This is a genomic window from Micromonospora sp. MH99, assembly GCF_021442385.1.
GTDB lineage: Bacteria > Actinomycetota > Actinomycetes > Mycobacteriales > Micromonosporaceae > Micromonospora.
The window spans coordinates 31114-53472 of sequence record NZ_MUZA01000001.1 but is presented as its reverse complement, the minus strand read 5'-3'; the positions used below and the strand labels follow the sequence as shown (position 1 = coordinate 53472).

At 69.8% G+C, this 22359-nt stretch carries 19 protein-coding genes; 10 read left to right on the top strand and 9 right to left on the bottom strand.

Features of this window, described 5'->3' with window-relative positions; genetic code table 11:
- Window positions 1–35 precede the first annotated feature (35 nt).
- Window positions 36–428 (top strand): nuclear transport factor 2 family protein, encoded by a 393-nt coding sequence (locus B0E54_RS00250; protein WP_234580939.1) that lies wholly within the window; start codon window positions 36–38, stop codon window positions 426–428.
- Between the two features lie 109 nt (window positions 429–537).
- Here the strand turns inward: B0E54_RS00250 and B0E54_RS00245 are convergent, their stop codons facing one another.
- Together B0E54_RS00245 and B0E54_RS00240 are read right to left on the bottom strand one after the other, a co-directional pair.
- Window positions 538–2106, bottom strand: coding sequence for an alpha/beta hydrolase (locus B0E54_RS00245; RefSeq protein ID WP_234580938.1), 1569 nt, complete (start codon window positions 2104–2106; stop codon window positions 538–540).
- 69 nt (window positions 2107–2175) lie between these two features.
- Window positions 2176–5007, bottom strand: coding sequence for an AfsR/SARP family transcriptional regulator (locus tag B0E54_RS00240; RefSeq protein WP_234580937.1), 2832 nt, complete (start codon window positions 5005–5007; stop codon window positions 2176–2178).
- Window positions 5008–5190: 183 nt separating this feature from the next.
- On the opposite strand from B0E54_RS00240, the gene wrbA reads away from it, so the two are divergent.
- From wrbA to B0E54_RS00225, 3 genes are all read left to right on the top strand, one after another.
- Window positions 5191–5799, top strand: coding sequence for an NAD(P)H:quinone oxidoreductase (gene wrbA / locus B0E54_RS00235; RefSeq protein WP_374109226.1), 609 nt, complete (start codon window positions 5191–5193; stop codon window positions 5797–5799).
- Window positions 5800–6855: 1056 nt separating this feature from the next.
- Complete coding sequence (gene zwf, locus B0E54_RS00230) at window positions 6856–8349, top strand: glucose-6-phosphate dehydrogenase (RefSeq protein ID WP_234580932.1); 1494 nt, start codon at window positions 6856–6858, stop codon at window positions 8347–8349.
- Window positions 8350–8604: 255 nt separating this feature from the next.
- On the top strand, window positions 8605–9168 hold the full coding sequence (locus tag B0E54_RS00225) for a YbaK/EbsC family protein (RefSeq protein ID WP_234580930.1): 564 nt from the start codon (window positions 8605–8607) through the stop codon (window positions 9166–9168).
- Here B0E54_RS00225 and B0E54_RS00220 read toward each other — a convergent pair.
- Window positions 9084–10112, bottom strand: coding sequence for an EamA family transporter (locus B0E54_RS00220; protein WP_234580929.1), 1029 nt, complete (start codon window positions 10110–10112; stop codon window positions 9084–9086). The genes B0E54_RS00225 and B0E54_RS00220 overlap by 85 nt on opposite strands.
- A 123-nt stretch (window positions 10113–10235) precedes the next feature.
- Between B0E54_RS00220 and B0E54_RS00215 the strand changes: the two genes are divergently transcribed.
- The 6 genes from B0E54_RS00215 to B0E54_RS00190 all read left to right on the top strand — a co-directional run bounded on the left by B0E54_RS00215 (window position 10236) and on the right by B0E54_RS00190 (window position 16544).
- Entirely contained in the window at window positions 10236–11201 is a 966-nt protein-coding gene (locus tag B0E54_RS00215) for a LysR family transcriptional regulator (RefSeq protein ID WP_234580928.1), read from the top strand.
- 412 nt (window positions 11202–11613) lie between these two features.
- The gene (locus B0E54_RS00210) at window positions 11614–13146 is read left to right on the top strand and encodes a hypothetical protein (RefSeq protein ID WP_234580927.1); all 1533 of its coding nucleotides are present in this window, start codon (window positions 11614–11616) and stop codon (window positions 13144–13146) included.
- On the top strand, window positions 13143–14435 hold the full coding sequence (locus tag B0E54_RS00205; protein WP_234580926.1) for an acetyl-CoA carboxylase biotin carboxylase subunit family protein: 1293 nt from the start codon (window positions 13143–13145) through the stop codon (window positions 14433–14435). Before B0E54_RS00210 ends, B0E54_RS00205 begins: the two co-directional genes overlap by 4 nt.
- Before the next feature lie 6 nt (window positions 14436–14441).
- A complete protein-coding gene (locus B0E54_RS00200) occupies window positions 14442–15197 on the top strand; it encodes a class II glutamine amidotransferase (RefSeq protein ID WP_234580924.1) in 756 nt (251 codons plus the stop codon).
- Window positions 15184–15993 (top strand): hypothetical protein, encoded by an 810-nt coding sequence (locus B0E54_RS00195; protein ID WP_234580923.1) that lies wholly within the window; start codon window positions 15184–15186, stop codon window positions 15991–15993. The genes B0E54_RS00200 and B0E54_RS00195 overlap by 14 nt, the downstream gene beginning before the upstream one ends.
- A 29-nt stretch (window positions 15994–16022) precedes the next feature.
- The gene (locus B0E54_RS00190) at window positions 16023–16544 is read left to right on the top strand and encodes a YbaK/EbsC family protein (protein ID WP_234580922.1); all 522 of its coding nucleotides are present in this window, start codon (window positions 16023–16025) and stop codon (window positions 16542–16544) included.
- 871 nt (window positions 16545–17415) lie between these two features.
- Here B0E54_RS00190 and B0E54_RS00185 read toward each other — a convergent pair.
- The 6 genes from B0E54_RS00185 to B0E54_RS00160 form a co-directional block, all read right to left on the bottom strand.
- The gene (locus B0E54_RS00185) at window positions 17416–18444 is read right to left on the bottom strand and encodes a helix-turn-helix transcriptional regulator (RefSeq protein WP_234580921.1); all 1029 of its coding nucleotides are present in this window, start codon (window positions 18442–18444) and stop codon (window positions 17416–17418) included.
- Window positions 18445–18578: 134 nt separating this feature from the next.
- Window positions 18579–18746, bottom strand: coding sequence for a hypothetical protein (locus tag B0E54_RS00180; protein WP_234580919.1), 168 nt, complete (start codon window positions 18744–18746; stop codon window positions 18579–18581).
- Between the two features lie 51 nt (window positions 18747–18797).
- Entirely contained in the window at window positions 18798–19274 is a 477-nt protein-coding gene (locus tag B0E54_RS00175; protein ID WP_234580918.1) for a flavin reductase family protein, read from the bottom strand.
- 165 nt (window positions 19275–19439) lie between these two features.
- The gene (locus B0E54_RS00170) at window positions 19440–20759 is read right to left on the bottom strand and encodes an acetyl-CoA carboxylase biotin carboxylase subunit family protein (protein ID WP_234580916.1); all 1320 of its coding nucleotides are present in this window, start codon (window positions 20757–20759) and stop codon (window positions 19440–19442) included.
- Between the two features lie 58 nt (window positions 20760–20817).
- Window positions 20818–21591, bottom strand: coding sequence for an ABC transporter permease (locus tag B0E54_RS00165; protein ID WP_234580914.1), 774 nt, complete (start codon window positions 21589–21591; stop codon window positions 20818–20820).
- Window positions 21588–22358, bottom strand: a complete 771-nt coding sequence (locus B0E54_RS00160; protein ID WP_234581252.1) for an ABC transporter permease — start codon at window positions 22356–22358, stop codon at window positions 21588–21590. The genes B0E54_RS00165 and B0E54_RS00160 overlap by 4 nt, the downstream gene beginning before the upstream one ends.
- Window position 22359: the final 1 nt, after the last annotated feature.

Below are 22359 nucleotides of genomic sequence, written 5' to 3'. Positions count from 1 at the left end.
CGGCTGGCCGCCGCTCGGGTGGCAAGGTGATGTCCATGGAGAGGAAGCACGTCGAGGACTGGCTCGCCGCCTACGAGCGGCTCTGGCGGACGCCGGGCACGGACGGGCTGGTCACGCTCTTCACCGAGGACGCGAGCTACCGGCAGGGGCCGTACTGGACGCCGGTCGTCGGTCTGCCGGCCATCGCCCGGATGTGGGAGAAGCAGCGCAAGGGTCCCGACGAGGTGTTCCGGATGACCACGGAGATCGTCGCGGTGGAGGGCGACACCGCCGTGTCGCGCCAGGAGGTTCGCTACGGCGACCCGGTCGACCAGGAGTACCGCGACCTGTGGGTCATGCGCTTCGCCGACGACGGCCGGTGCCGGTCGTTCGAGGAGTGGCCTTTCTGGCCGGGACAGCAGCCGGCCGACCCGTCCGACGACTCCTGATCCACTGATGCGCCGCGAACGACCGGCGACACCCCAGCCGGCGGGTAGGAGACTGACCTGTCGCACTACCTACCGTGAGCTGGGGTGTCACCGTCACGACGTCGACGCGTCAGACCCCGGCGGCCGGGCAGCTCGCGCCGACCGGTGGTGTGGTTCTGGTGATGAGGTACCGCTCCACCTGACGACGGGTGCACTCGGTCCGTGGGTAGCTGGCGTGACCCGACCCCTCATACGTGAGGAGGTGGCCCTGGCTGCCGAGCTGCCGCACCACCCGCTGGGCCCCGTCGTACGGGGTGGCCGGGTCGTACCGCCCGTTGAGCACCAGCAGCGGCGCGCTCGTCCGCACCCGCAGCTGATGTTGCGGGTTGTTCGCCGTCCAGCCCAGGCAGATCGCGGTGAAGCGGACGGCCAGCGGCGAGGCCCGCAGGTGTGGCGCCGCGGCGCGGGACAGTTCGAGATACCTGTTCCACTCGGCGAACCCGTCGACAGGCAGCGACCAGTCCTGGCAGAACGCCGGTAGCGCGTACTCGGTCAGGTCGGTGTCGGGGTCGACCGGCACCATCGGAGAGGCGATCGAGGAGGCCTCGCCCCGCTCCAGCGCCAGCAGCATGCTCGCCAGATCGGCCCAGGTCGCGTCGAAGAAGTTGACGAATGTCGCGAACCCGAGTTCGAACCAGCTCAGCTTGGCGCCGGTGCCCGCGTCGACAAGCGTGCCGGCGTCGGCACGGCGCATCAGCCGGTCGAAGAGCGCCGGCACGTCGCGCCCGTGCAGCGCGCAGCCAGGGTTCCGCTCGCACCAGGCCACGAACTCGTGGAACAGGGCCTCGTTACTGGCCGCGCCGCTGCGGGAGTATTCCCTGACTTCCTGGCTGTGGTCCATCACGCTGTCCATGACCAGCGCGCGGACGCGGTCGGGGAACAGCTCGGCGTAGGACTGCCCGATCAGGGTGCCGTACGACCACTGGTAGAAGCTGAGCTGCCGCTCGCCGAGGGCCGCCCGGATGGCGTCGGTGTCACGCGCGACGCTGACACTGTCGAGGTGGTCGAACAGTGGACCACTGTGGGCGCGACAGTCCTCGCGCAACTGGCGGTTGTAGGTGCGCAGCCGCTCGTACTCGGTCGCGTCGGCCGGCGCCAGGGAGGGGTGCCGGGCCAGCAACGCCGATGAGCAGCGCACCGGTGCGCTACGGACGGTGCCTCGCGGATCGAACCCGATGATGTCGAAGCGGCGCAGCACGTCCGGCCCGAGCTGACTGTCGGCCGTCAGCGCCACGTCCACTCCGGACAGACCGGGACCGCCGGGGTTGAAGACCAGGACGCCGATGCGGGCGGCCGGGTCGGTGGCGGTGTGCCGGGCCAGCGCCAGTTGGAAAGTCTCCCCTCCCGGCCGGGTCCAGTCGACCGGTAGACGCAGGGTGCCGCAGCGGGTGCCCGGATCGTCGGGCCGTTCCGGGCACGCCTGCCAGTCGATCCGGCCGCTCCAACCGTTTGTGGTGTTCGCGGTGACCGGCCCGTTGCCGCCCGCCTCGACCGGCGTGGTGCCCGCGAGCGACGGTGGGGCGTTGAGCGACAGGGCGACGAGGACCGCGACGACGGCTGAGAGGCTGCCGATGAGACGTCGGCGGCGACGGTCGACCCCGCTGGGATGGCGGAAGGTGGTTCTCTTCGTGGTCAGCATTCGTTCAGCCTGCCGGCGTCCGGTCCACGTCGGATCCATGCCGGTCCGGCGAGGGTCGGCGCAGGGAATTCACCGGTACGCCGCCAGCCGCTCGGACAGCACCGTGGCCTGCGGATGACCGACCCGGTCGAGGATCACCAACGCCTGTCGCCACAGGTCGACCGAGGTGTCGTGGTTGCCGACCGCCTGATGGATGTCGCCCAGGCGCACGAGCGTGTCGGCCGTCCCGCACTGGTCCTGGACGTCGGAGTAGAGCGCGAGCGCGCGCCGATAGCAGTCTGCCGCCCTCGGGTGGATGCCGAGGCCGTGGTAGGCGAAGCCGAGGCTGTCCCAGGTGTGGGCCGCGCCGAGCCGGTCCTCGGCCTCCTCGTAGAGCGCGAGCGCCTGCTCGCAGTAGTCGATGGCGCGGGTGTGCTCGTCCAGCCGCGCATGGGTCCAGCCGAGCGCGTTGAGCGCTGCCGCCTCGCCGAGCGGGTCGTCGGTGCTGCTGGCCAGCGCCAGCGCCGCCCGGGCGTGCGGCAGTGCCGCCGCGACGTCGCCCTCGATGTCGGCGAGCCAGGCGAGGTGCAGGTGTGCGCTGGCCTTCCCCGGGCGGTCGCCGGCCTGGTCGTACCGGGCCATCGCGCGCCGAAGGTGATCGTGGGCCGCACCGAAGCGGCGGTGCTGGATGTGGGCCAGCGCCAGGTCCCGGTGTGCGAGCGCCTCGGCCCGCGGATCAGCGCGGCGCCGCGCGACAGTGACCGCGACGGCCTGTACGGCGGCCAGGTCGTGCCACTGCGACAGCCGGCTGAGCAGAGGGGTGAGGGCCTGGGCGAGGTGCCCGGCGTGGGCGTCGAAGCTGTGCGCGACCGCGTCGTCGACGGCGGCCAGCAGCACCCGCTGTTCGATGGTGAACCAGGCCAGCGCGGCCCGGTGGTCGGCGAGCGCCAGCGGTGCGGTGTCGGTGTGCAGGGACGACGGATCGAGTGGCTGCCAACCGGCGTCGACAAGCCTCGCCGCGTCACGAGCGACACACAGGTAGTGGTCGAACACGCGTCTCCGGATGGCCCTGCGTTCGGCCGGACAGTCGAGCGCGTACGTCAACTCCTGCCCGTAGGCACGGAGCAGATCGTGACACCGGAAGCGGTCGGGGGACGGCTCGGCCAGGAGGTTCGCCCGGGTCAACTCGTCGAGCGCCGGCCGGATCAGGTGCGGCGGCGCCCCGGCGAGGCTGCCCGCCGCCGCCGCGCTGACGTCCGCGGCGGGGTGCAGGCTGATCTGCCGGAACAGCCGGGCCGCGTCCACGCTGAGCAGCCGGTACGACCAGGAGAGCACGGTCCGCACGTCGGTGGCGGCGTCGTCGGTGACCAGGGCGGCGAGGGCGCTCCGGCTCGCCGCCAGGTCGTCGGCGATGGCCTGGAGCGGGAACGTGGGTCGGGCGGCGGCTCGCGCGGCCACGATGGACAGGGCCAGGGGCAACCGCGCGGTACGAATGATCAGCTCGTCCACCGCCGCCGGTTGGCTGGCGGTCCGCCGCGCGCCCAGTCGGCGTACGAGCAGTTGGCGCGCTTCGTCGTCGTTGGGCAGGTCCAGCGCGAGAGGGTGGGCGCCCTCGGCGGCGACCAGGCCGGTCAGAGTGTGGCGACTCGTCACGAGCACACCGCAGCGGGTCGACCCGGGCAGCAGCGGACGCACCTGTTCCGCGTCACGGGCGTTGTCGAGCAGTACGAGCAGCCGGCGGTCGGCGGTCAGGCTGCGGTAGAGGGCGAACTGGGCCGCCGGCTCGGCCGGGATCTCCAGGGGCTTCACGCCCAGTGCGGGCAGCAGCGAACGTACGACGAGGGCCGAGGGCGACGCCGCCCGCGTCGCCGTGCCGAATCCACCCAGGTCGACGTGGAGCTGCCCGTCGGGGAAGTGATGCTGGTTGTCGTACGCCCAGCGCAGTGCCAGCCAGCTCTTTCCGACGCCGCCGGTGCCGGTGATGACGACGGTGCCCGCCGAACCGGGGTCATCGAGCAGCAGCGTGGTGAGCCGGGCCAGCTCGCCGGCCCGGCCGGTGAACAACGCCGGTGGGGCCGGCAGCTGCCGGGGGACGACGGCCTGCGGCGTGGGGGTTTCCGGTGGCCGCTCCTGCGATGTCAACAGTTCCCGCTCGGCCCGCAGGATGCGGGTGTGCAGGTGCTGGAGATCGGGACCGGGCTCGACTCCCACCTCGTCGGCGAGCAGTTGGCGTAGCTGCCGGTACGTCGCCAGCGCGTCAGCGCGTCGACCCGCCCGCGCCAGGGCCACCATCAGTTGTCCCCATGGGCGCTCGCGCAGCGGCTCGTCGTCGATCTGGCTTCGAAGTGGTTCGATCAGCTCGTGATGCCGTCCGGCGCGCAGCCGGAGGTCCGCGACCTCTTCCAACAGGCTCGACCGCTGCTCCTGAAGCCGCGCGCGGACGGAGAGCAGCGCACCCCAGCCGGGGAGGCCGGCGAACGGTTCCCCACGCCACAGCGCCAGCGCGGCCTCGAACGACTCCTGAGCGGCTGACCGGTGCCCCTTCCGCAGGGCGGAATATCCGCGCTGGGCCAGATCGTCGAAGGCGACGCTGTCCACCGTCCGAGCGTCGAGGGCGAGGCGGTAGCCGGTGGGCCCGGCGAGGATGGCGGGGTCGGGCGAGCCTGGGGACCGTAGCGCCCGGCGCAACGCCCAGACATAGGTCTTCACGTTGCCGGCTGCCGTCTTCGGTGGGCGTCCCTGCCACAGCTCATCGACGAGTTGGTCGATGGACCACCCGGTGCCCGGGTCCGACATCAGGACGGCCAGGAGGCGCACCTGCATCGGCGTCCCGAGGGCCATCCGTTCTCCGTCGGCCGACCACACCTCGACCGGTCCGAGCAGTTGATACCGCATCACCGGCGCCGCCCCCGCGGGGTCCATCGCCTCATCGTAGGGCCAGAGCCCTCCGCGTCATCGGCTGGACGGCCGCCGCCCGAGCCCGTCGCCTGGTGCGCTTTGTCACGGAGCTGGGCCTGGTCGGGCCGTTGGGGGTGCCGCGCGGTGGCTGCTAGAGTCAAGATTGTTGCTGCAGCAAATTTATCAGCAGCAACTACTTTGGGAAGGATGCCTCCGATGACCAAGCTCTCCGTCATCTACTACTCGTCCACCGGTACCCTCCACGCCATGGCCAAGCGCCTCGCCGAGGCCGGTGAGAAGGCTGGCGCCGAGGTGCGGCTGCGTCAGGTTCCGGAGCTCGCCCCGGCGGAGGCCATCGCCTCCAACGCCGCCTGGAGCCAGCACTTCGACGCCACCAGGAACGAGCCGAAGGCCACCGCCGACGACGTCGTCTGGGCGGACGCCGTGCTGTTCGGCACGCCCACCCGTTACGGCAACGTCGCCAGCCAGCTCAAGCAGTTCATCGACACCCTCGGCCCGCAGTGGGCGCAGGGGCTGCTCGCCGACAAGGTGTACGCCGGCTTCACCGCGTCCATGACCGCGCACGGCGGCCAGGAGTCGACCCTTCTCGCGCTCTACAACACCGTCCACCACTTCGGCGGTCTGGTTGTCGCCCCGGGCTACACCGACCCGCTGAAGTTCGCCGACGGCAACCCGTACGGCGTCTCGCACGTCACCGGTGGCAGCAACGACGCCCCGCTGGGCGACGCCCAGTTCTCGGCCCTCGACCACATGGCAGAGCGGGTCGTCAAGATCGCCGGGAAGCTCGCCGCCTGAGCGCGCTGCTGAGCGAGGGCCGGTCTCCCGCGATGGGAGGCCGGCCCTCGGCGGGACCGCACCACGACCGCGGCCATGACGGCGTGCGGCCAACGCTGGTCGTCGCCGCCGTGCGGGGCGGCGATCGCCTCGTCAGGCTCGACCGGCCCCGCCTGCTGGCCATGGGTCAGCACACCGCCCGCCTGCGAGCGCCTCCGTCAAGGGGTGGTCCACACGACAAACCTGGTCGGGCGTACGACTGCGTGGCCTCGCCGCCCTGTGGACGATCCGGCGTCGGCGCAGGTGCGGTCACTAAAGCGAGCCCGGTTGTAGAGCCAGACGGTCCTCCAGGCCACCCAGATGCGCGACGCCCACTCTCTGCTCGCCAGGGCGGGTCAAAGGCGCCAGCCATGCGGGTACGGATGGCCAGTCACCGCCGCACACCGCTCGATGCCGGGCCGCGCCGGGCAGGCGCCGCCCCGGCCGTCACCCCTGAATTACATCCGGGTGCCGGCACTCGCCACCGGGTTGCTGTTCCTGGTGGATATCCCGGCATCCTCAAGCAGGGCTGGGAAACCTCCCTCGCGGGCCGCCTGCCAGAATTGGCGATCACCGCCATGCTGTTCCTGGTCAGGGGCCTTGGGTGCCTCGTGCGGCAGATCCGCTGTCGACGGGTCGGCGCGTTGAACAGGTGACCCGCCGTCGCTGTCGCCAGGGCGCTCGTCCTTACCGACCAGGTGGTCGGCCTGAGCGCGCGGTCAGCCGCGCCGAAGTGCTGCGCATCATCGCCACGAACGTCGCACGACTGCGCGAGGGTGCTCTACCAGGCGATTCCGGCGCTGCCACCCGTCCCGTTCGGCCGGGCCCGCGGGCGCGGCCACGAGGGCGTCCCACTCCGACTCCCACAGACCGCACCGAGTCGCCCAACCGTCAGCCCGGCATGGGACGCTCGAGCTCCACGACCAACGGGCCACGCCGCGTGGCCCCCGGACACCACCCCCACAGCCGCACAATTCCTTGGCATGACAGCACGACACCCCCGAACCCACATCCCTTGTGCCCGGAGGAACGCAGACCATGGACCGCGCAACTCAGCTCATCCAGGATCGCAGTGCCCCGCCGGCCGCCCTGGTGATCTTCGGTGCCTCCGGTGACCTGACCCGGCGTAAGCTGCTGCCCGCAGTCGAGAGCCTGGCTCGGCACGAGCGGCTCCCGGACCAGTTCGCGCTGGTCGGCGTCGCGCGCACGCCGATGACCGATGAGCAGTTCATGGAGAGCGCCCTCGGCGAACGTACCCTCGCCAGCAAGCGCCAGCTCCAGGGCGGCGTGCGGTACGTTGCGGGCGGCTACGACGACCCCGAGACCTACAAACGGCTCGTGGTGACCCTCGACGAGCTGGACGCACAGCGGGGCACGTCCGGCAACCGGCTCTTCTACCTGTCCACCCCCGCCGGGGCCTTCGAGCCGGTGATCAACGGACTGGCCGGCGTCGGGCTCAACCAGCCACGCGAAGGCTCCTTCTCCCGCCTGGTCATCGAGAAGCCGTACGGGCGCGACCTGGTCACGGCCCGTGAGCTCGACCGCGTCGTGCACAGCGCGTTCGACGAGCACCAGGTCTTTCGCATCGATCACTATCTGGGCAAGGACACCGTCCAGAACGTGCTGGCGCTGCGCTTCGCGAACTCGATCTTCCAGCCCATCTGGGATCGCTCCTGGGTCGACCACGTGCAGATCACCGTCGCCGAGACCCTCGGCGTCGGCAGCCGCGGCGGCTTCTACGAGGACGCCGGCGCGATGCGGGACATCGTGCAGAACCACGTGCTCCAGGTCCTCGCGCTGGCACTGATGGAGCCACCAGCCTCATTCGAGGCTGAGGGCCTGCGCAACGAGAAGGTGAAGCTGCTGCAGGCGATCCGGCTCCCCACCGACCGGGACATCGCCGAGGCTGCGGTCCGGGGACAGTACACCCGGGGCGGCACCCGCGAGGATCTGATGGCCGGCTACCGCGAGGAGGCCGGCGTGGACCCTTTGTCGCGCACCGAGACCTACGCCGCTATGCGGCTCAACGTGGACAACTGGCGCTGGGCCGGGGTGCCGTTCTACGTACGCACCGGCAAGCGCCTGCCGGCCCGGCTCACCGAGGTGGCACTGCAGTTCCAGCGGCCGCCGCACCTGCCGATCCCGACCGACCAGCTCACCGGCCTCGATGCCGACGCGCTGATCCTGCGGATCCAGCCGAACGAGGGCATCTCGCTGCGCTTCGGTGCCAAGGTGCCGGGCCACTCCTTCCGGGTCCGCACTGCCACGATGGAGTTCTCCTACGACCAGACGTTCGTCGAGGAGTCCCCGGAGGCGTACGAGCGTCTGCTCCTGGACGCGCTGATCGGTGACGCGTCGCTGTTCATCCGCAGCGACGAGGTGCAGCAGTGCTGGCGGATCGTCGACCCGATCATCGAGAACTGGGAGAAGGACAACTCGCCGATCCCGACCTACGAGGCCGCCTCCTGGGGCCCGACCGACGCCGATCGGCTCATCGGCCGGAACGGCCGCAAGTGGCGCAACTCCGCGTGACCCTGTCACAGTGCCGATGCTGCCCTCCCCGCAGTGGATGGGCAGACCAGAGAACATCACCGGCGGGCCGCCCTCGGAGCGATGCTCGGCCGTCCCGCTTCGCCGCAGGGCGGCCGGCCCCTCCCGCCCATGCGGAGGGGCTGGATGACGTTCCCGCCCGCTCGACATCCGGCTGTCCGAGGAACGGCCTCGGCTTGGCGCCACCGGCTGCGCGCCCGGACAGGCAAAATGACGAGGGAGCACTAAAGTATGGAAATGCACGAAGAACTCCGGCTCGCCCCGACCGGCACAGATGGCACGGACGGCACCACCGAGCAGCGGCTGATCGCGTTGCTCGACGAGGGAGGCGCCGACTACCGTTCCCTCGATCACCGGCCGGAGGGGCGCACCACCGAAGTCAGCGCCTTGCGGGGCCACCCCGCCGGGCAGGCGGCCAAGTGCATAGTCGTGCGCCTCAAGATCACCAAGAAGGAATCCCGGTACGTCCTGGCGGTCGTGCCCGGGGACCAGCGCCTGAACCTCGACCGGCTGAAGGAGCAATACCAGGCGCGGCACGCCATGTTCGCCGATGCGGCGACGGCCGAGCGGTTGACCGGGTCGCCAAGCGGCACCATCGTGCCCTTCACCTTCGGTGCGGCACTGGACCTGATCGTCGATCCCGGGCTGCTGGAGCACGAGAAGATTTTCTTCAACGCGGGCTCGCTGGAACGCTCCGTCAGCCTGCGGACCGCCGACTACGTCCGACTGGCGCAGCCTTCGGTGCAGGCCGTCGCCGAGCCGGAGCCCGGGGTACAACGAAACGGCGAGCCGTCCTTGTAGAGGGCGGCCAACGGCAGACGCCGCGCCGTGAGGACCGGAACGGCGTCGTCGGTTCCGCCGACCGGCACGATGGCTTCGGACGACGCCGGCCGCGGGAGGCGCACCGCACCGACCGCGACCCCGGAGATGACCAGCACGCTGGCCAGGATCGTGACGGCGGTAAGGGGCTCACCCTGGAAGACGGCCGCGGCGCCCAGACCGAACACCGGTATCAGCAACGCGTAGGGGGCCACCGAGGTGGCTCCGTGGATCCGGATCAGGTATCCCCAGATCGCGTAACCTAGCAGGGTCGCGACCCAGGCCACGTACACGGCGGCGACCACACCGGACACCGACATCGAGCGCAGCGCGGCGAGGTCGTCCTGAACGCCCTCGAAGACGGCCGAGAGGATCAGCAACGGAAGGGGAGGAACCACGCTCACCCAGACCATGAACCGGAACATGTCCGGCGGGTTGGCCTTGCGGGTCGCGATGTTCGCCAGTCCCCAGCAGGCGGCAGCAGCCAGCACCAACAGGAACCCGGCGACCGGCGTCGTCCCACCGAGCCGCGTGCCCACCAGGACGATCCCGGCCATGGCGACGCCCAGGCCGACCAACTGCACCGCCCTGGGCCGCTCGCGCAGCAGCAAAGTGGCGAGAACAATGGTGAACGCCGCCTGACTCTGCAACACCAGGGAAGCAAGTCCGGCGGGCATGCCGACGTGCATCCCGATAAAGAGGAAACTGAACTTCAGCACGCCGAGCACTATTCCGACGATGAGAACCCACCGCCAGGCGACCCGCGGCGAACCAACGAAGAAGACCGCCGGTATCGCGGCGAGGATAAAACGCAGTGCGGAGAAGAGCAGCGGCGGGAAGTCTTGCAGACCTACATCGATGACAACGAAGTTCACGCCCCAGACCGCCGCGACGAAAACGACCAGCCCGACATGAGTCGGCTTCATCGTTATCTCCTCACCGCCCATCCTCCTACCCGGCACGCGCCACCGGACCGGACCCATGATGTCTCATCCGGCGCCGCCGCCAAGGACCCGAAGGCTGACACTTTCTAATGGGAGTTCGTTAGCATGGCTTCACTACACGATCTGGGCCGGCTGCGTGCGCTGCACGCCGTGGCGACCTTCGGTTCCATCAGCGGGGCCGCGTCGGCGCTCGGCTACACGCCGTCCGCCGTGTCACAGCAGATCGCCAAGCTGGAGCGGGAGGCCGGCGCCCCCCTTCTCGACCGCGAGGGCCGCCGGGTGGCGCTGACCCCCGCCGGGCAGATCCTCGCGCAGACGGCGGGGGAGGTGCTGGCGGCCCTGGAGCGGGCGGAGACCCGACTGAAACTCCAGCACGGAACGCCGACCGGCCGCCTCACACTCGCCGCCTTCCCGACGGCCTGCCGAGGACTCCTGCCGGACGTACTGGTGGAGCTGACCCGCCGGCACCCCGGCCTGGACCTCCGCGTGTCGGAGGTGGACCCGCTCCGCGGCGTCGACCTGGTGGCCGAGGGAGAGGTGGACGTCGCCGTCGTGCACGACTGGCACAACACCCCGCTGGTCCTCCCCGACGGCTTGCGGTGCACCCCGTTGGGCGACGACGTCGCCGACGTGCTCCTGCCGGCCGGGCATCCATTGGCAGGCCGGGACGAGGTCTCCGCCGATGACCTGGTCGCCGAGCGGTGGATCAGCCAGCGTCCCGGATCGATGTGTCACGCGTGGCTGCTGCGGACTTTCGCCGAGCGGGGCCGGCAGCCCGACATCACCTGCCAGGTGGACGAGTACCAGTCCCAGGTGTCGTTGGTGGCCGCCGGGCTGGGCGTCGCGTTGCTGCCCCGGCTGGGCCGTGGGCGCCTGCCGTCGGAGGTCGTGGCACTGCCGCTGCGGCCAACCAGCTCCCGCCAGATCATGGCCGTGTGGCGGGCGAGCACCAGCGACCGGCCGGCGATCACCGCCGCCCTCGACGCGTTGCACGAAGCATCCGCTGCGCGGACCGCCCACTCTGATTCCCCGAATGTCGCGACGTCCGCACGACGTTCGACGACTGGCTGACCAGGAGCCTTTCGGCCATTTCCGATAGGTCGAAGTGATGCGCTTGGGCGGGGCCAGGTTCAAACTACGAGATTGCGGCTTGACCACCTGGCACCCCCTACCCCATTGTAGGGATCGAACGGGTTGCCGGACGGGGGCGCAATTGAGGTTCAATCACAGGGCCGCTCCATGGTGGGCCGCCGATGTCATTGCCGATGCTAAACGAAGTCTTATCCGATAGCTGTTCGGCTTCTCATTTCCCGGGTCCGGTCGTGACGGACGACGACAATCACCCGATGCCAGGAACACAGTAAAGGCACGCCATATCCGTACGCCCGGGCAATTCCACCTTCGCCCGGTCGTCGGTCATATGCGCTTGCCCTATCGCGTGCGGTCCCTGATGGGACGGCCACAGGGAAGGTGATCGATCTCAATGGTGACTCCGACAGTCGAGCGCTCCCCCAGCCGGGTCGCAACCCGGCGGGACGCGTTGACCGCCCTCCGCTCCGCGATGTCCCGCGAGAACCTGACCAGCGCGGCGCGTTGCGCGATGCGCCTGTACGCCGCGCTGCCCGAACCGGCGTCGCTGAACCGCAACGTCGTCCTCGTCGCCTACGGCGGCGGCAAGGACAGCTCGTACACCCTCGCCTTCGTCCGGGCGATGCAGCTCGTCCTCGCCGAGATCTACGGCAGCACCTTCCGGATGCGGGTGGCGACGAACCGGCATGCCGGTATGCCGCGCGCCGTCATGGAGAACATCGACCGGGCGTACCGGGCGCTGGGCCTGCTCGACGACCCCGACTGTGAACTACTGGTGGTCGACGGGTCGGTGGTGTCGACATTCGACGTCGACCTGCCGCAGCGGCGTGAGGTCGTCGAGCGCAATCGGGTCGACATCCTGATGACCGGCCACCGCACCGCCGCGGACGCCAGGCCCACCTTCTGCAACGCCTGCAACCTCAGCATGGTCAACGCCTTCGGGCTCGCCGCCGCCCACGACGGCGGGGTCAACGTGATCATCACTGGTGACTCGCAGACGGAGCAACGGGACTACTTCCTGTGGGTCACCCGCCTCGCCCGGCGCTTCGGCCTGCAACCGTCGCCCGACCACCGGAGCGGCTTCAAGGGCTTCCTGTCCTCCCTCGACAAGATTTCCGGTGCCTACTTCGCGGACATCCACGGTGCGGACGCGACGGACACCATCGCCGAGCGGGCCATCACCACCGACGTCCGCACCGATCTTCAGTTCTTCTCCATCTACGACGACACGGCATACGCCTCCGGGGACCACTGGGATCTGCTGACGGAGTTCCTCGGCTTCGTCTTCGACGACGTCGCCTTCAGCTTCACCGAGTCCGACTGCGGCAACCCGGCGCTCATGGCGCACCTGCGGGCGCTGAAGACCGAGCGACGCCACGGCCGGACGTACGCCGAGGGCCTGGCCGAGTACGTCGACTTCGCTCTGGGCCTGATGCACCAGAAGGAGTTCCCCGATCGCCTCATCACGGTGATGCGGGAGCGCTACGCCGGTGCCGCAGCCGTAGCCCGGATGCGTTCGGCGATGCAGGCGTACGCGATGGAGGCGTACGGCCTGACCGACGAGCAGCTCGTCGCCATGGTGTACGCGCCGTTCACGGAGAAGGGCCTGCACCTGGACCGCTACCTGAGCAATGAGCAGCCGGATCTGGTGAGCTCGACCGAGACCATCCACGATCTGCTCGGCGAGGACGTGGTGCCGCCGGCCGGGGACGTGGCGGCCCTCGCCGGCCGGCTCCAGCGCATCACCGGACTCACCCTCGCACAGCTGCGGTTGCTCTATCGCAGCTCGCTGCGGCTGCCGTCCACCACGCCGGTCAAGGGCGAGCTGATCGACGCGATCCTGGAGGGCGACCCGCACAAGAAGGTCGTCCTCAGCCTGCGGGGAGCCGACGGCCACGCGGTTCCCGAACTGCTTTCCGGGCGATGACCGGCGTGGCGCCGCAGCCGGGTGGATCCGACTTCGTACAGGTGGGGGCCACCCGGGACGGGCTCGACCCGTACCTGGACTGCGCCCGGTCCCGGCGGATGCGGGCGGTGCTGGTGGAGACGGCCAGCTACCTGCGCCGACGCCGCGACCTCGGTCGCCGGCAGTTCGACGTGGAGCTGGCGGTGTCGCGCCCGGAGGACCCCCGGCAGGTCATCGCCGCGTTGGCGGAGGCCGGCATCGCACCGGCCCTGCTGCTCACCGGTTTCGAGCGCTACGTCGACGCCGCGTTCACCGCGGCGCGGTCCCTCGGCACGGCGCCGTGGCCGCGGATGGGAGCCACGTTCGAGCCACTGCACAAGCAGGAGCAGCGGGCCGCGCTCGCACGGGTCGCGCCGGAGCTGCCGCAGCCCCGCAGCGCTGTGCTCGCCGCCGACGGTGGCGTGTCCCGGACCGACCTGGCCTACCCGCAGGTGGTCAAGCCGGTTGACGGCGGCGGCGGCCTGGGGGTGTTGCTGGCCGCCGACGAGGCCCAGCGCCGGCAGGCGTTGTCGGTGATCACCGGCTTGCGCAACTACGGCGGCGCCTCGTTCGAGGCGGTCATCACGGAGGAGTTCGTACGCGGTCCCGAGGTCTCACTTCAGGGCGTGGTGCGGGCCGGACGGGTGTACCTGCTCAGCGTCTGCCACAAGTTGACGGCTGTGGAACCGCAGGACGCCCCGGGTGCCACCGGGCTGTCCGGGTTCCGCGAGATCGGCCACGTCGCCGAGCATGGTGACCACGCGGACGCCGCGCTGCACCGGCTGGCGCGGTCCGCCGTCGACGCGGCCGGCTACCGGGAGGGCCCGTTCCACCTCGACGCCATCCTCGGCGACGCCGGACCGGTGTTCGTCGAGATGGGTTTCCGGCTCTCCGGTGGCGGGCTGGTGGCGCTCGTGGCCGCTGCGACCGGCATGGACTGGGCCGACATCGCCGTCCGGTGCCATCTGGACGACACGCCACCGGCCCTCCTGCCGCCCCGCTCGCGTCACGGGGTCGCCGGTCAGGTGTCTCTCACCTCGCCGCAGGAACTCGCCGTCGCTGAGGCGATGGCCGACGTCGACCCCGATGTGCGGATCCTCCGTCTGCCCGCGCCGCCCGAGCGTGACCTGCCGGCGGTGGACCGCGCCGCCCTGGCCTCGGACGTGCTGCGGCATGCCGGCGCCCTGGGCCGACTGTTGATCACCGGCGACCACGTTGACGAGGTGCTCAAGAACCTGCGGTCCGTCGTCGCCGACCGATGGGAGGGCTGATCGCTCATGTGCCGACTACTGCTCTGCGTGGGAGACTTCGACGTCCGTGAGATGGTGGACGCCGCCGTCGCGATGGCCTGCGGACGCACCGCCACGCACGAGGGCCCGGTGCGGGTCCACCCCAACGGCTGGGGTGCGGTGTGGAGCGCCCCCGACGCGCCACACCTGCGGACGCATCGCGACGTGCGGCCGATCGAGGAGAGCGTCGGTGAGTCACCCCTCATCGGCCTGCGCTCCACCTTCCTGGCCATCCACACCCGCCATGCCACGCTCCCGACCAACCATGGCCTGGAGTTCACCCACCCGTTGGAACGTGCTGGGGACTTCCCCTGGTACTTCATGCACAACGGGTTCATGCCCACCGTGTACCACCGGCTGGGCCTGCCCGCGTCCCGGTTCGACTCGCTGGAGTACTTCGACTACATCGTTCCGCCCGGGGCCGAGGCTCTCGACCCGGTGGAGACCCTGACCAGGCTGCGGGCCGTCCCGACGGGAGGCACCTCCGGCAACGCGATCGCGGTCAACCTCAACGCGGCCTACGTCGTGCACTGGAGCCCCGCCGACAACGACCGCCCGATCTACTTCGGTATGTCCCGGCTGGACCGTCCCGGAGCCACCATCGTGTCCTCGGAGATCATCCCGGCGCTGGGCGCGGTGGACAGGTGGACTCCCCTGCCGACGGACCACGTGCTGGAACTGCCGCTGCCCGCTGCCGCCACCGCATCCCGACCCGAAGGAGAACGTCAACATGTACGAGTCTGAAAACTGGAATCGCGTCGTCGTCGACGTCCGCACCACCCGCCCGTCCGGAGACCTACTCCGCCGGCTGGTGGACGGCGACGTGGCCGTCGTCGTGCTGCGCAACCTGCTTCCCGACGAGGTCTTCGCCGAGAATCGAGCTCGGCTCCGGGAGGTCTTCGATTCGGCCTCCACCACCACGTACGCCAACGGCGCGCTCACGACCATTGGCCCGTACCTGGCCAAGTACCTCGACGACTTCGAGGGTTACCTCCAGGCCGCGAAGGAGGCGAAGGTGATGCTGGAGGGCGTCTCATTCGACCTGGCCCAGCACGTCCGGGACGGGCTGCGGGTGCAGTTCGGGCTGAGCAGCCTCGAGCCGGCGGCGCAACCGGGGCGGGGCGAGTACGCGGAGTCGGTGATCCGCATCCACGCCGACGGCGTCCGCAATCCCCTGCACAACGACAACATCATGCGCGATGCCGCGGGCACCGAGGTGGCCCTTCAGGATCTGGCTTACCAGCTCAGCTGCGTGGTGTGCATCCAGGAGTGCGACAGCGGCGGCGAGTTGCGGATCTACCGCAAGCCCTGGGCGGCCGCCGACGAGCAGTACAAGATCCAGAGTGGGCTGGGCTACGACGAGCAGGTGGTCAGGGACGTGCCCGGCCACGAGTTCCGCCCACAGGCGAACGACGTCTACCTGATCAACCCCACCCGGTACCACTCGATCGAGCGGGTCTCCGGCTCCGACCGGCTCACCATGGGCTTCTTCATCGGTTTCGCGGACGACACGCTCGACTCTGCGGTGGTCTGGGGATGAGTCCCGAGCCCTCGGACAAGCATCATCCGGTGCCCACCGCGGCGGACCGGCTGCTGAACCTGCTCGAGGAGGGCGGCGCACAATACCGGCTGATCCGGCACGCCCCGGAAGGCCGGACGGATCGGGCGAGCCTGCTGCGCGGGCACCCTCCGGAGCAGGCGGCGAAGTGCATCGTCGTCCGCGTGAAGATCAGCAAAAGGCAGGTTCGTTTCGTCCTGGCCGTGGTGCCCGGCGACCGGCGCGTCGACCTCGACCGGATCCGCGAGAGCGTGGGCGGCCGCGACGCGGGCTTCGCCGACCGGCAGACCGCCGAACGGCTCGCCGGCACCGTCAGCGGAACCATCATGCCGTTCGCCTTCGACGCCGAGTTGGAGTTGATCGTGGATCCGGCCCTCCTGGAGACAACCGACATCTTCTTCAACGCCGCGGCGCTGGACCGCTCCGTCGCCCTGCGCACCACGGACTATCTCCGCCTGGCCAGACCCACCCTGCTCGACATCGCGCAGGGGCCGGGACTCGACCGGACCGCCCCGATCGAACAGGTGGCGTAGGCGATCCGGCCGGTGGCGCCGGCTCCCGATGCGGTCCGATCCGCTCGGACCGGACCCGGCGCCAGCGCCATCGGCCGGATCGCCGACCGGCGGCACCCGTCAGCCGACGCTGATCGACGCGGCGATCCGTGCACAGTGGTTGATCACCTCACCGACCCAGACCGCCGGGCGGGCCCGGTCGGGCCGGCCATCGTCACATTTTTCAGTGCCGCTGGAAGGTGGAACTGGGCGACGAGGCCCGGGGCGGCAGTGGTCTTACCGGCCCCGTCGGCACCTTCGACGGCAAATAGCCGTGCCATTTTCTCGACCGACGGGCCCTTGCCGCCGGCTGCGTCGCCGACGGTACCGGTACTCCCGGAAATCTCCCCCGACAGGGCATGTGATCCAGTCCCTGGAATTGTTGTGGCGGTGAATTCGAACGGAGTCGACAAATCCGTTGTCGACGTCGGCTGTCACCCTCGTTGCCGTAAAAAGACATCATCCCCACCCCACGGCGACGGCCGATATCCGCATAGCGGTCCCTGCCTGCCGGTAAGTTGTTGCGCGGTTGCATCGGCGGCGGGCTCAAGCCGGCCGGGTGTCCGCATGCTGGACACCCGGCCCGGATTCAGCACCCGCCCGGCCTCGTCGAGCCCGGCCACCCACCGATCCGGCCCGCGAAGCCCGTCACCGGGCGGATGCCGCAGCCCACGTCCAGACGAGGCGAGCGCCCGCGGGCAGCAGCGTCATCACGGCTCCGCCGCGGCGCCGGCCCTGACCTCCCCGCCTCGCGGGGCGTCATCCGTGGCCGCCTCGTGGTCGTAGTCGAGCACGCCGGGCAACCTATCGGCGCGGCGGGCACCGGGACATGACGTGCGGCCCGCAGGCACGCTCAGCCGGCGGACGACATGGCCATCGAATCGCTGCCCAGGTAGCTCAGCAACGGCAGGCCAACCCGGTCCAGCTCGTACAGGACCCGGATGCCCGCCCGCCGGCGCTTGACCACTCCCGCCGCCACCAGCACGGCCAGGTGCTCCGACACCGTGCTGACGGCGAGGCCCAGCTCAGCGGCGAGAGCCGAGGTGGTGGTCGGCACGGTGACACCGCGCATGATTGCCGCCCGGCTGCGGCCCAGCAGGATCTCCAGACGGTCCTTGCGCCCCGTGCCGTCCGCCCGGCCGGGCTCCAGGGCGGCGCCGCTCAGCACGGCCGCACCGCAGGCCTGGTAGGAGAAGCACACGACGCCGTGCGGGGCGGTCGCCGTCAGCGACGGTCCCCGGCCGAAGAGCAACGGGACGATCAGGACCCGCGACATCGGCTCGGACGCCGGCGGCGGCGCCCCGACGCCAGGCGTGCCCACCTGCGGCAGCTGGGCGTGCAGGCTGTCCAGCAGGCTTTCCGGGCCCTCCGTGGCCAGTACCCGCGACCGGGCGAAGATCTCCGCCTCATAGGTCGAGCGTATGGCGGTGGCGTACCGGCGCAGTGCCACCTCCCAGTAGGCCGCCACCATGTCCGCGAGCTGGTCGAGGGCTTGCTCGGGGCACTCATGAAGGGAGCGCAGGGCACGCGACTGGAGCCCGCCGCCCCACTGCTCGAGCTCGGCACGCACCTGCGCCGGCGGCACTGCCCGGAGGTCCGCCAACTCCTCATCGAGGGTGGGCGACGCCGATCTCGGCAAGGGCGTGACGAACGACGGCAACATGCCGCCGTGGATCTGCAACAGCTCCCGCAGCCAGGGCGTGAGTTCCGGTCCGTCTCGCTTGATGGAACGCCTGGTGGCCTGCAGCCAATTTCCGTAGGGCCACGGTGCGGTATTTCGAGCACTGTAGACCAATCGGATACTGGCGAGAGATTCCCACAATGAACTGCAGGATATTCTGACCGACCAGTGTTTACTTTCACTCAACGCGAACGTCGACAACGAATTCCTCCAAGCCCCCGTGTCCGCCGACAACTCCCGGCGGAACCCACACCAGCTTTAATCAATCCGGATCGATCAGGCAACATTCTCCCGCGTGCTGGGATAACTACGGTGCGCAACAATCCGCACTGAGTTCATTCGACTGTGACTTCCACCTCACCGGCGCGGCGTACCAGGTCCATGTTGGCCTGTGGGCGTCTGAGCGCGAATCGGCGCACCAGCACGCTGACGGGGAGCCCGACCAAGACGATGGCGGCGTGGTCTGTCGCAGTGACGAGTCCGATCTCGACCCGATCGGCCATGGCATCACCAGGGATTCTCCGGGGTCCCGCCGCAGGGGCAGCCGGTCTAGATCAGAGCCGGACCGCGGCGTGGAAGCCCCGTTCGTACCAGAGCAGGGGCCGTCGAGCCGGATCCCGGAGGACCATGCTCACCTCACCGACCACGAGGTCGTGGTCGCCGACCGGTACCACCGCCTGACGGGTGCAGCGGTACTGGGCGATCGCCTGATCGATGGCGGGGAGACTGGTACCCGGGAAGGTCGAGTCGGTGTGGTTGGCGAACTTGTCCGGTCCCAGACGCGCGAACCGGGAAGCGATTTCGCGGTGCTGCTCCGCCAACACGTTGACGACGAACTCCTTCGCGAGCACGAAGGCTCCGTGCGACCGGCTCACCCGATCGATCGCCACCGAGACCAGCGGTGGACTGAGGGACAGCCCGGTCACCGCGCTGGCGGTGAAGCCCCAGCGGCGCCCGTCAAAAAGAGTGGTCACGATGGCCACCGGTGCTGCCAGCAGCGCCATCGCGTTGCGGAACTCATCCGCGCTCACCGCAGGTGCCGCCGCTCGGTCCGGCGCGTCCGCCGTCATCTCGATCCCCCACTCACGTCGGCACGGCCGCGGGCCGCACTGTCCGGTGGTGCGAACACCTCATGGAGCAATGGGCCGCCGCTGGTCCGGATATCGGTTCCGGATATCCGGAGCGACGGGCCACGGTCAGCAACCGTGCGGTCCTGGCGGCACTGCGCAGTCTCGTGACCAGGTAGCCGGCGGGCAGGTTTCCAGGGCGTACGTGGCGGCGAGGTGTCGGATGTCGCGCTCGACCTCCGCCGTGCTCGCTCCGGCCAGCACGAACCTGCCCGCACTGGGGAAGGCCGTGATGTCGTCGTTCAGCGTCTGGCCGATGTTGGGGATCTCGGACAGCACCACGGAGTCCGGGCAGGTGTCGAGGCCGCGGATGCGCTTGACGACGCAGGGCCGGATCTCCGGCAGGGCCGGGTAGAGCCAACCGGAGGCTCCGACCTCTGCGTACCCCAGGATGTCGGTGACGGTCCCGACCTCGGACGGCAGGCCCATACAGGCGAGGACGGACTCGCGGACCAGGTCCACGCCGTAGACGGCGTGGATGGCCTCACCGATGTAGGCGCCGCCGAAGCGGTTGGCGACCTCAAGGAAGATCAGCTCATCGTCGGGGGTGAGGAACAGCTCCAGATGGAAGGTGCTGGTGTGCAATCTCAGCGACTTCAGCACGAGGGCGGTGAAGTCGCTGATCCGCGCCAGCGTCGCCGCGTCGTCGAACGTGACGGACGAGAGGTGCTCCGTGCCGGTCCGGAAGTTGAAGCAGTCGCCGATGTACCGAGAGGCGCTGATGAAGCGGATCTGGCCGTCCCGTACCACGCCGTCCACGTGGCACACCTCGCCCGCGACGAATTCCTCCACCTCGTGATCGTCGGGGATGCCGTGCGCCTGGGCGTACGTGAGGAACTCCGCCGCGTCGCGGAAGACCCTGATGCCGAAGCTGCCGGCCTGGCGTTGCGGCTTCAGGACGATCCCGCCCGGCACGGCGGCCGCGATCCTCTCCAGGTCGGCGTACGGGGTGGCTGCGCCGACCGCCCAGAACGCGGGAACGCGTACCCCGCTGCCCCGCATCGCCTCCTTCATGCGGACCTTGTCGCGGCAGAGCACCGCCGTCTCGACGCCGACGCCCGCAATGCCGAAGTGCTCGCGCAGCCGGGCCGCCGGCAGGGTGACGTGCTCGTACATGGCGACGACGGCGACCGGCGGACCCAGTTCGGTGGCGAACTCCTCGACCAGCGGGATCATCTGGTCGAGCGCCCGGTCGTAGTCCTCGAAGTCCAGCGTGTGCGGCACGTCCAGTACGCCGATGCGGACGAACCGCTGCCGCGCGGCGGGTGACATCTGCTCGACGACGTGCCGGTGCACCAGCAGGGACACTTGGTGGTCGCCGAACTCGATCGAGTCGAGGTGCTGCTCGGCGAAACCGAGATGAACAACGTGGCGGCTCGTGTTCTGCACGACGTCAGGCTCCTTCGGAGGTTCTCCTCCCACAGGTGGGAGATGGGCGGGCCGGCGCTCAGTCGGCGTGCAGGCGCCCGAAACGACGCACGGCGATCCAGAGGGCGCCCACGGTCAGGGCCACCAGATAGGCCACTTGGAGCAGTTGGGCGGCACCGACCCGCCCGACGCAGAACGCCCTGACCAGTTCGTTGGACGCGTACAGGGGCGAGAGCTCGACCAGGTGACCGACGGCCGGCGGGTAAGCCGACGTGGGGAAGAACGTGCCGCTCGCGAGGAAGAGCACCAGCGTGCCGAAGCGGACCGGGTCGAGATCCTGCCAGTTGCGCATCACCGTGGCGATCGCGACGCCGATGGCCGCGAAGGCGAATCCCACCACCAACGCGGCCGGTACGGCGAGTGCGGCCCAGGGGGATCTGAGGCCGCCGCACACGCCGATGATCACCAACATCACGACCGCGTAGACCACACCCCGGAGCTGCGCCCAGACGATCTCTCCGGCGACTATGCCCTTGATGTTCATCGGCGCCGACAGAAGCTGCTTGTAGAGGCGTCGGTAGCGCAGCTTCCAGAAGAAGTTCACTGTCGAGTCGTACAGGGCGCCGTTCATGGCGGATGTCGCGATGAGGGCCGGGGCGAAGTAGACGAGGTACGGCACCGTCTCGCCGCCCACCTCCACCGGCCCGAGCAGCGAACCGAGACCGAGTCCGATGGAGAGCAGGAACAGGACCGGTTCGATCATGCCCGACAGCAGGACCGACCAGGTCTTCCGGGCGACCAGAAAGTTCCGCTCGACTACCGCGCTGACATCCGTGAGAATTGCCGACTTCATAGGGTCAATCGCCTCTTGAACATCCGCTCGGCCGCGACCGTGCCGAGCAGCAGGTAGCACCCGAGGACCAACAGGTGCAGCAGTGCCGGCCGGAGGTCCGCGTGGCCCGTCATCAACTGCCGGCAGAGTTCCGCCCCGTTCCAGAGCGGCGTGACGGAGATCAGCCACTGCAGCACGGTGGGGAAGACGCTGACCGGGTAGAAGATCCCGGAGAACAGGAACAGCGGCGTCACGACAAGGCGCGTGAGAGTCGTCAGGCTCGCGTCCCGCGTGATCGCGGCCGAGAACGCGAGGATAGGCGCGGCACACGACATGCCGGTGAGCACCGCCACGAAGAGCGCGACCACCGCCCACCACGAGGTGACGATCCCGAGGGCGCCCAGCACCGCCAGGAAGATCGCGCAGTTGATGGCGACACGCAGCGCGATGAAGGCCAGGTGTCCCGCGTACGCTCCGCGGTAGCCGACCGGTGAGGACGCCATGCCGTGATACGTGCGGTCCATCCGCATCGCGGTGGCTACCGGGTACGCCGACACTTCGGCCGCGGTCTGCAGCGCCCAGCCGGCCAGCAGACCCGGGGCGACGAACACGACGTAGTCAACCCGCTGGGTGTGGGCCTGGACCTGCAGATCGAAGCTCGCGCCGAGGCCGAGCCCGAGCGTCGCCAGGTAGAGCAGCGGCGCGAGAATCGAGCTGGTGAGCGTACCTCGCCAGGTGCGGCGGTACTGGAGCAGCCAGTGTTCGCAGGCGACAAGGATCGAGGGCATC

Excerpts from the sequence above, each read along its gene's own strand:
- B0E54_RS00210 (WP_234580927.1), top strand. The coding sequence starts at position 11,614 with ATGGTGACTCCGACAGTCGAGCGCTCCCCCAGCCGGGTCGCAACCCGG.
- B0E54_RS00245 (WP_234580938.1), bottom strand. The coding sequence starts at position 2,106 with ATGCTGACCACGAAGAGAACCACCTTCCGCCATCCCAGCGGGGTCGAC.
- B0E54_RS00250 (WP_234580939.1), top strand. The coding sequence starts at position 36 with ATGGAGAGGAAGCACGTCGAGGACTGGCTCGCCGCCTACGAGCGGCTC.
- B0E54_RS00180 (WP_234580919.1), bottom strand. The coding sequence starts at position 18,746 with ATGGCCGATCGGGTCGAGATCGGACTCGTCACTGCGACAGACCACGCC.
- B0E54_RS00240 (WP_234580937.1), bottom strand. The coding sequence starts at position 5,007 with ATGGACCCCGCGGGGGCGGCGCCGGTGATGCGGTATCAACTGCTCGGA.
- B0E54_RS00220 (WP_234580929.1), bottom strand. The coding sequence starts at position 10,112 with ATGAAGCCGACTCATGTCGGGCTGGTCGTTTTCGTCGCGGCGGTCTGG.
- zwf (WP_234580932.1), top strand. The coding sequence starts at position 6,856 with ATGGACCGCGCAACTCAGCTCATCCAGGATCGCAGTGCCCCGCCGGCC.
- B0E54_RS00225 (WP_234580930.1), top strand. The coding sequence starts at position 8,605 with ATGCACGAAGAACTCCGGCTCGCCCCGACCGGCACAGATGGCACGGAC.
- B0E54_RS00205 (WP_234580926.1), top strand. The coding sequence starts at position 13,143 with ATGACCGGCGTGGCGCCGCAGCCGGGTGGATCCGACTTCGTACAGGTG.
- B0E54_RS00200 (WP_234580924.1), top strand. The coding sequence starts at position 14,442 with ATGTGCCGACTACTGCTCTGCGTGGGAGACTTCGACGTCCGTGAGATG.
- B0E54_RS00195 (WP_234580923.1), top strand. The coding sequence starts at position 15,184 with ATGTACGAGTCTGAAAACTGGAATCGCGTCGTCGTCGACGTCCGCACC.
- B0E54_RS00215 (WP_234580928.1), top strand. The coding sequence starts at position 10,236 with ATGGCTTCACTACACGATCTGGGCCGGCTGCGTGCGCTGCACGCCGTG.
- B0E54_RS00165 (WP_234580914.1), bottom strand. The coding sequence starts at position 21,591 with ATGAAGTCGGCAATTCTCACGGATGTCAGCGCGGTAGTCGAGCGGAAC.
- wrbA (WP_374109226.1), top strand. The coding sequence starts at position 5,191 with ATGCCTCCGATGACCAAGCTCTCCGTCATCTACTACTCGTCCACCGGT.
- B0E54_RS00160 (WP_234581252.1), bottom strand. The coding sequence starts at position 22,358 with ATGCCCTCGATCCTTGTCGCCTGCGAACACTGGCTGCTCCAGTACCGC.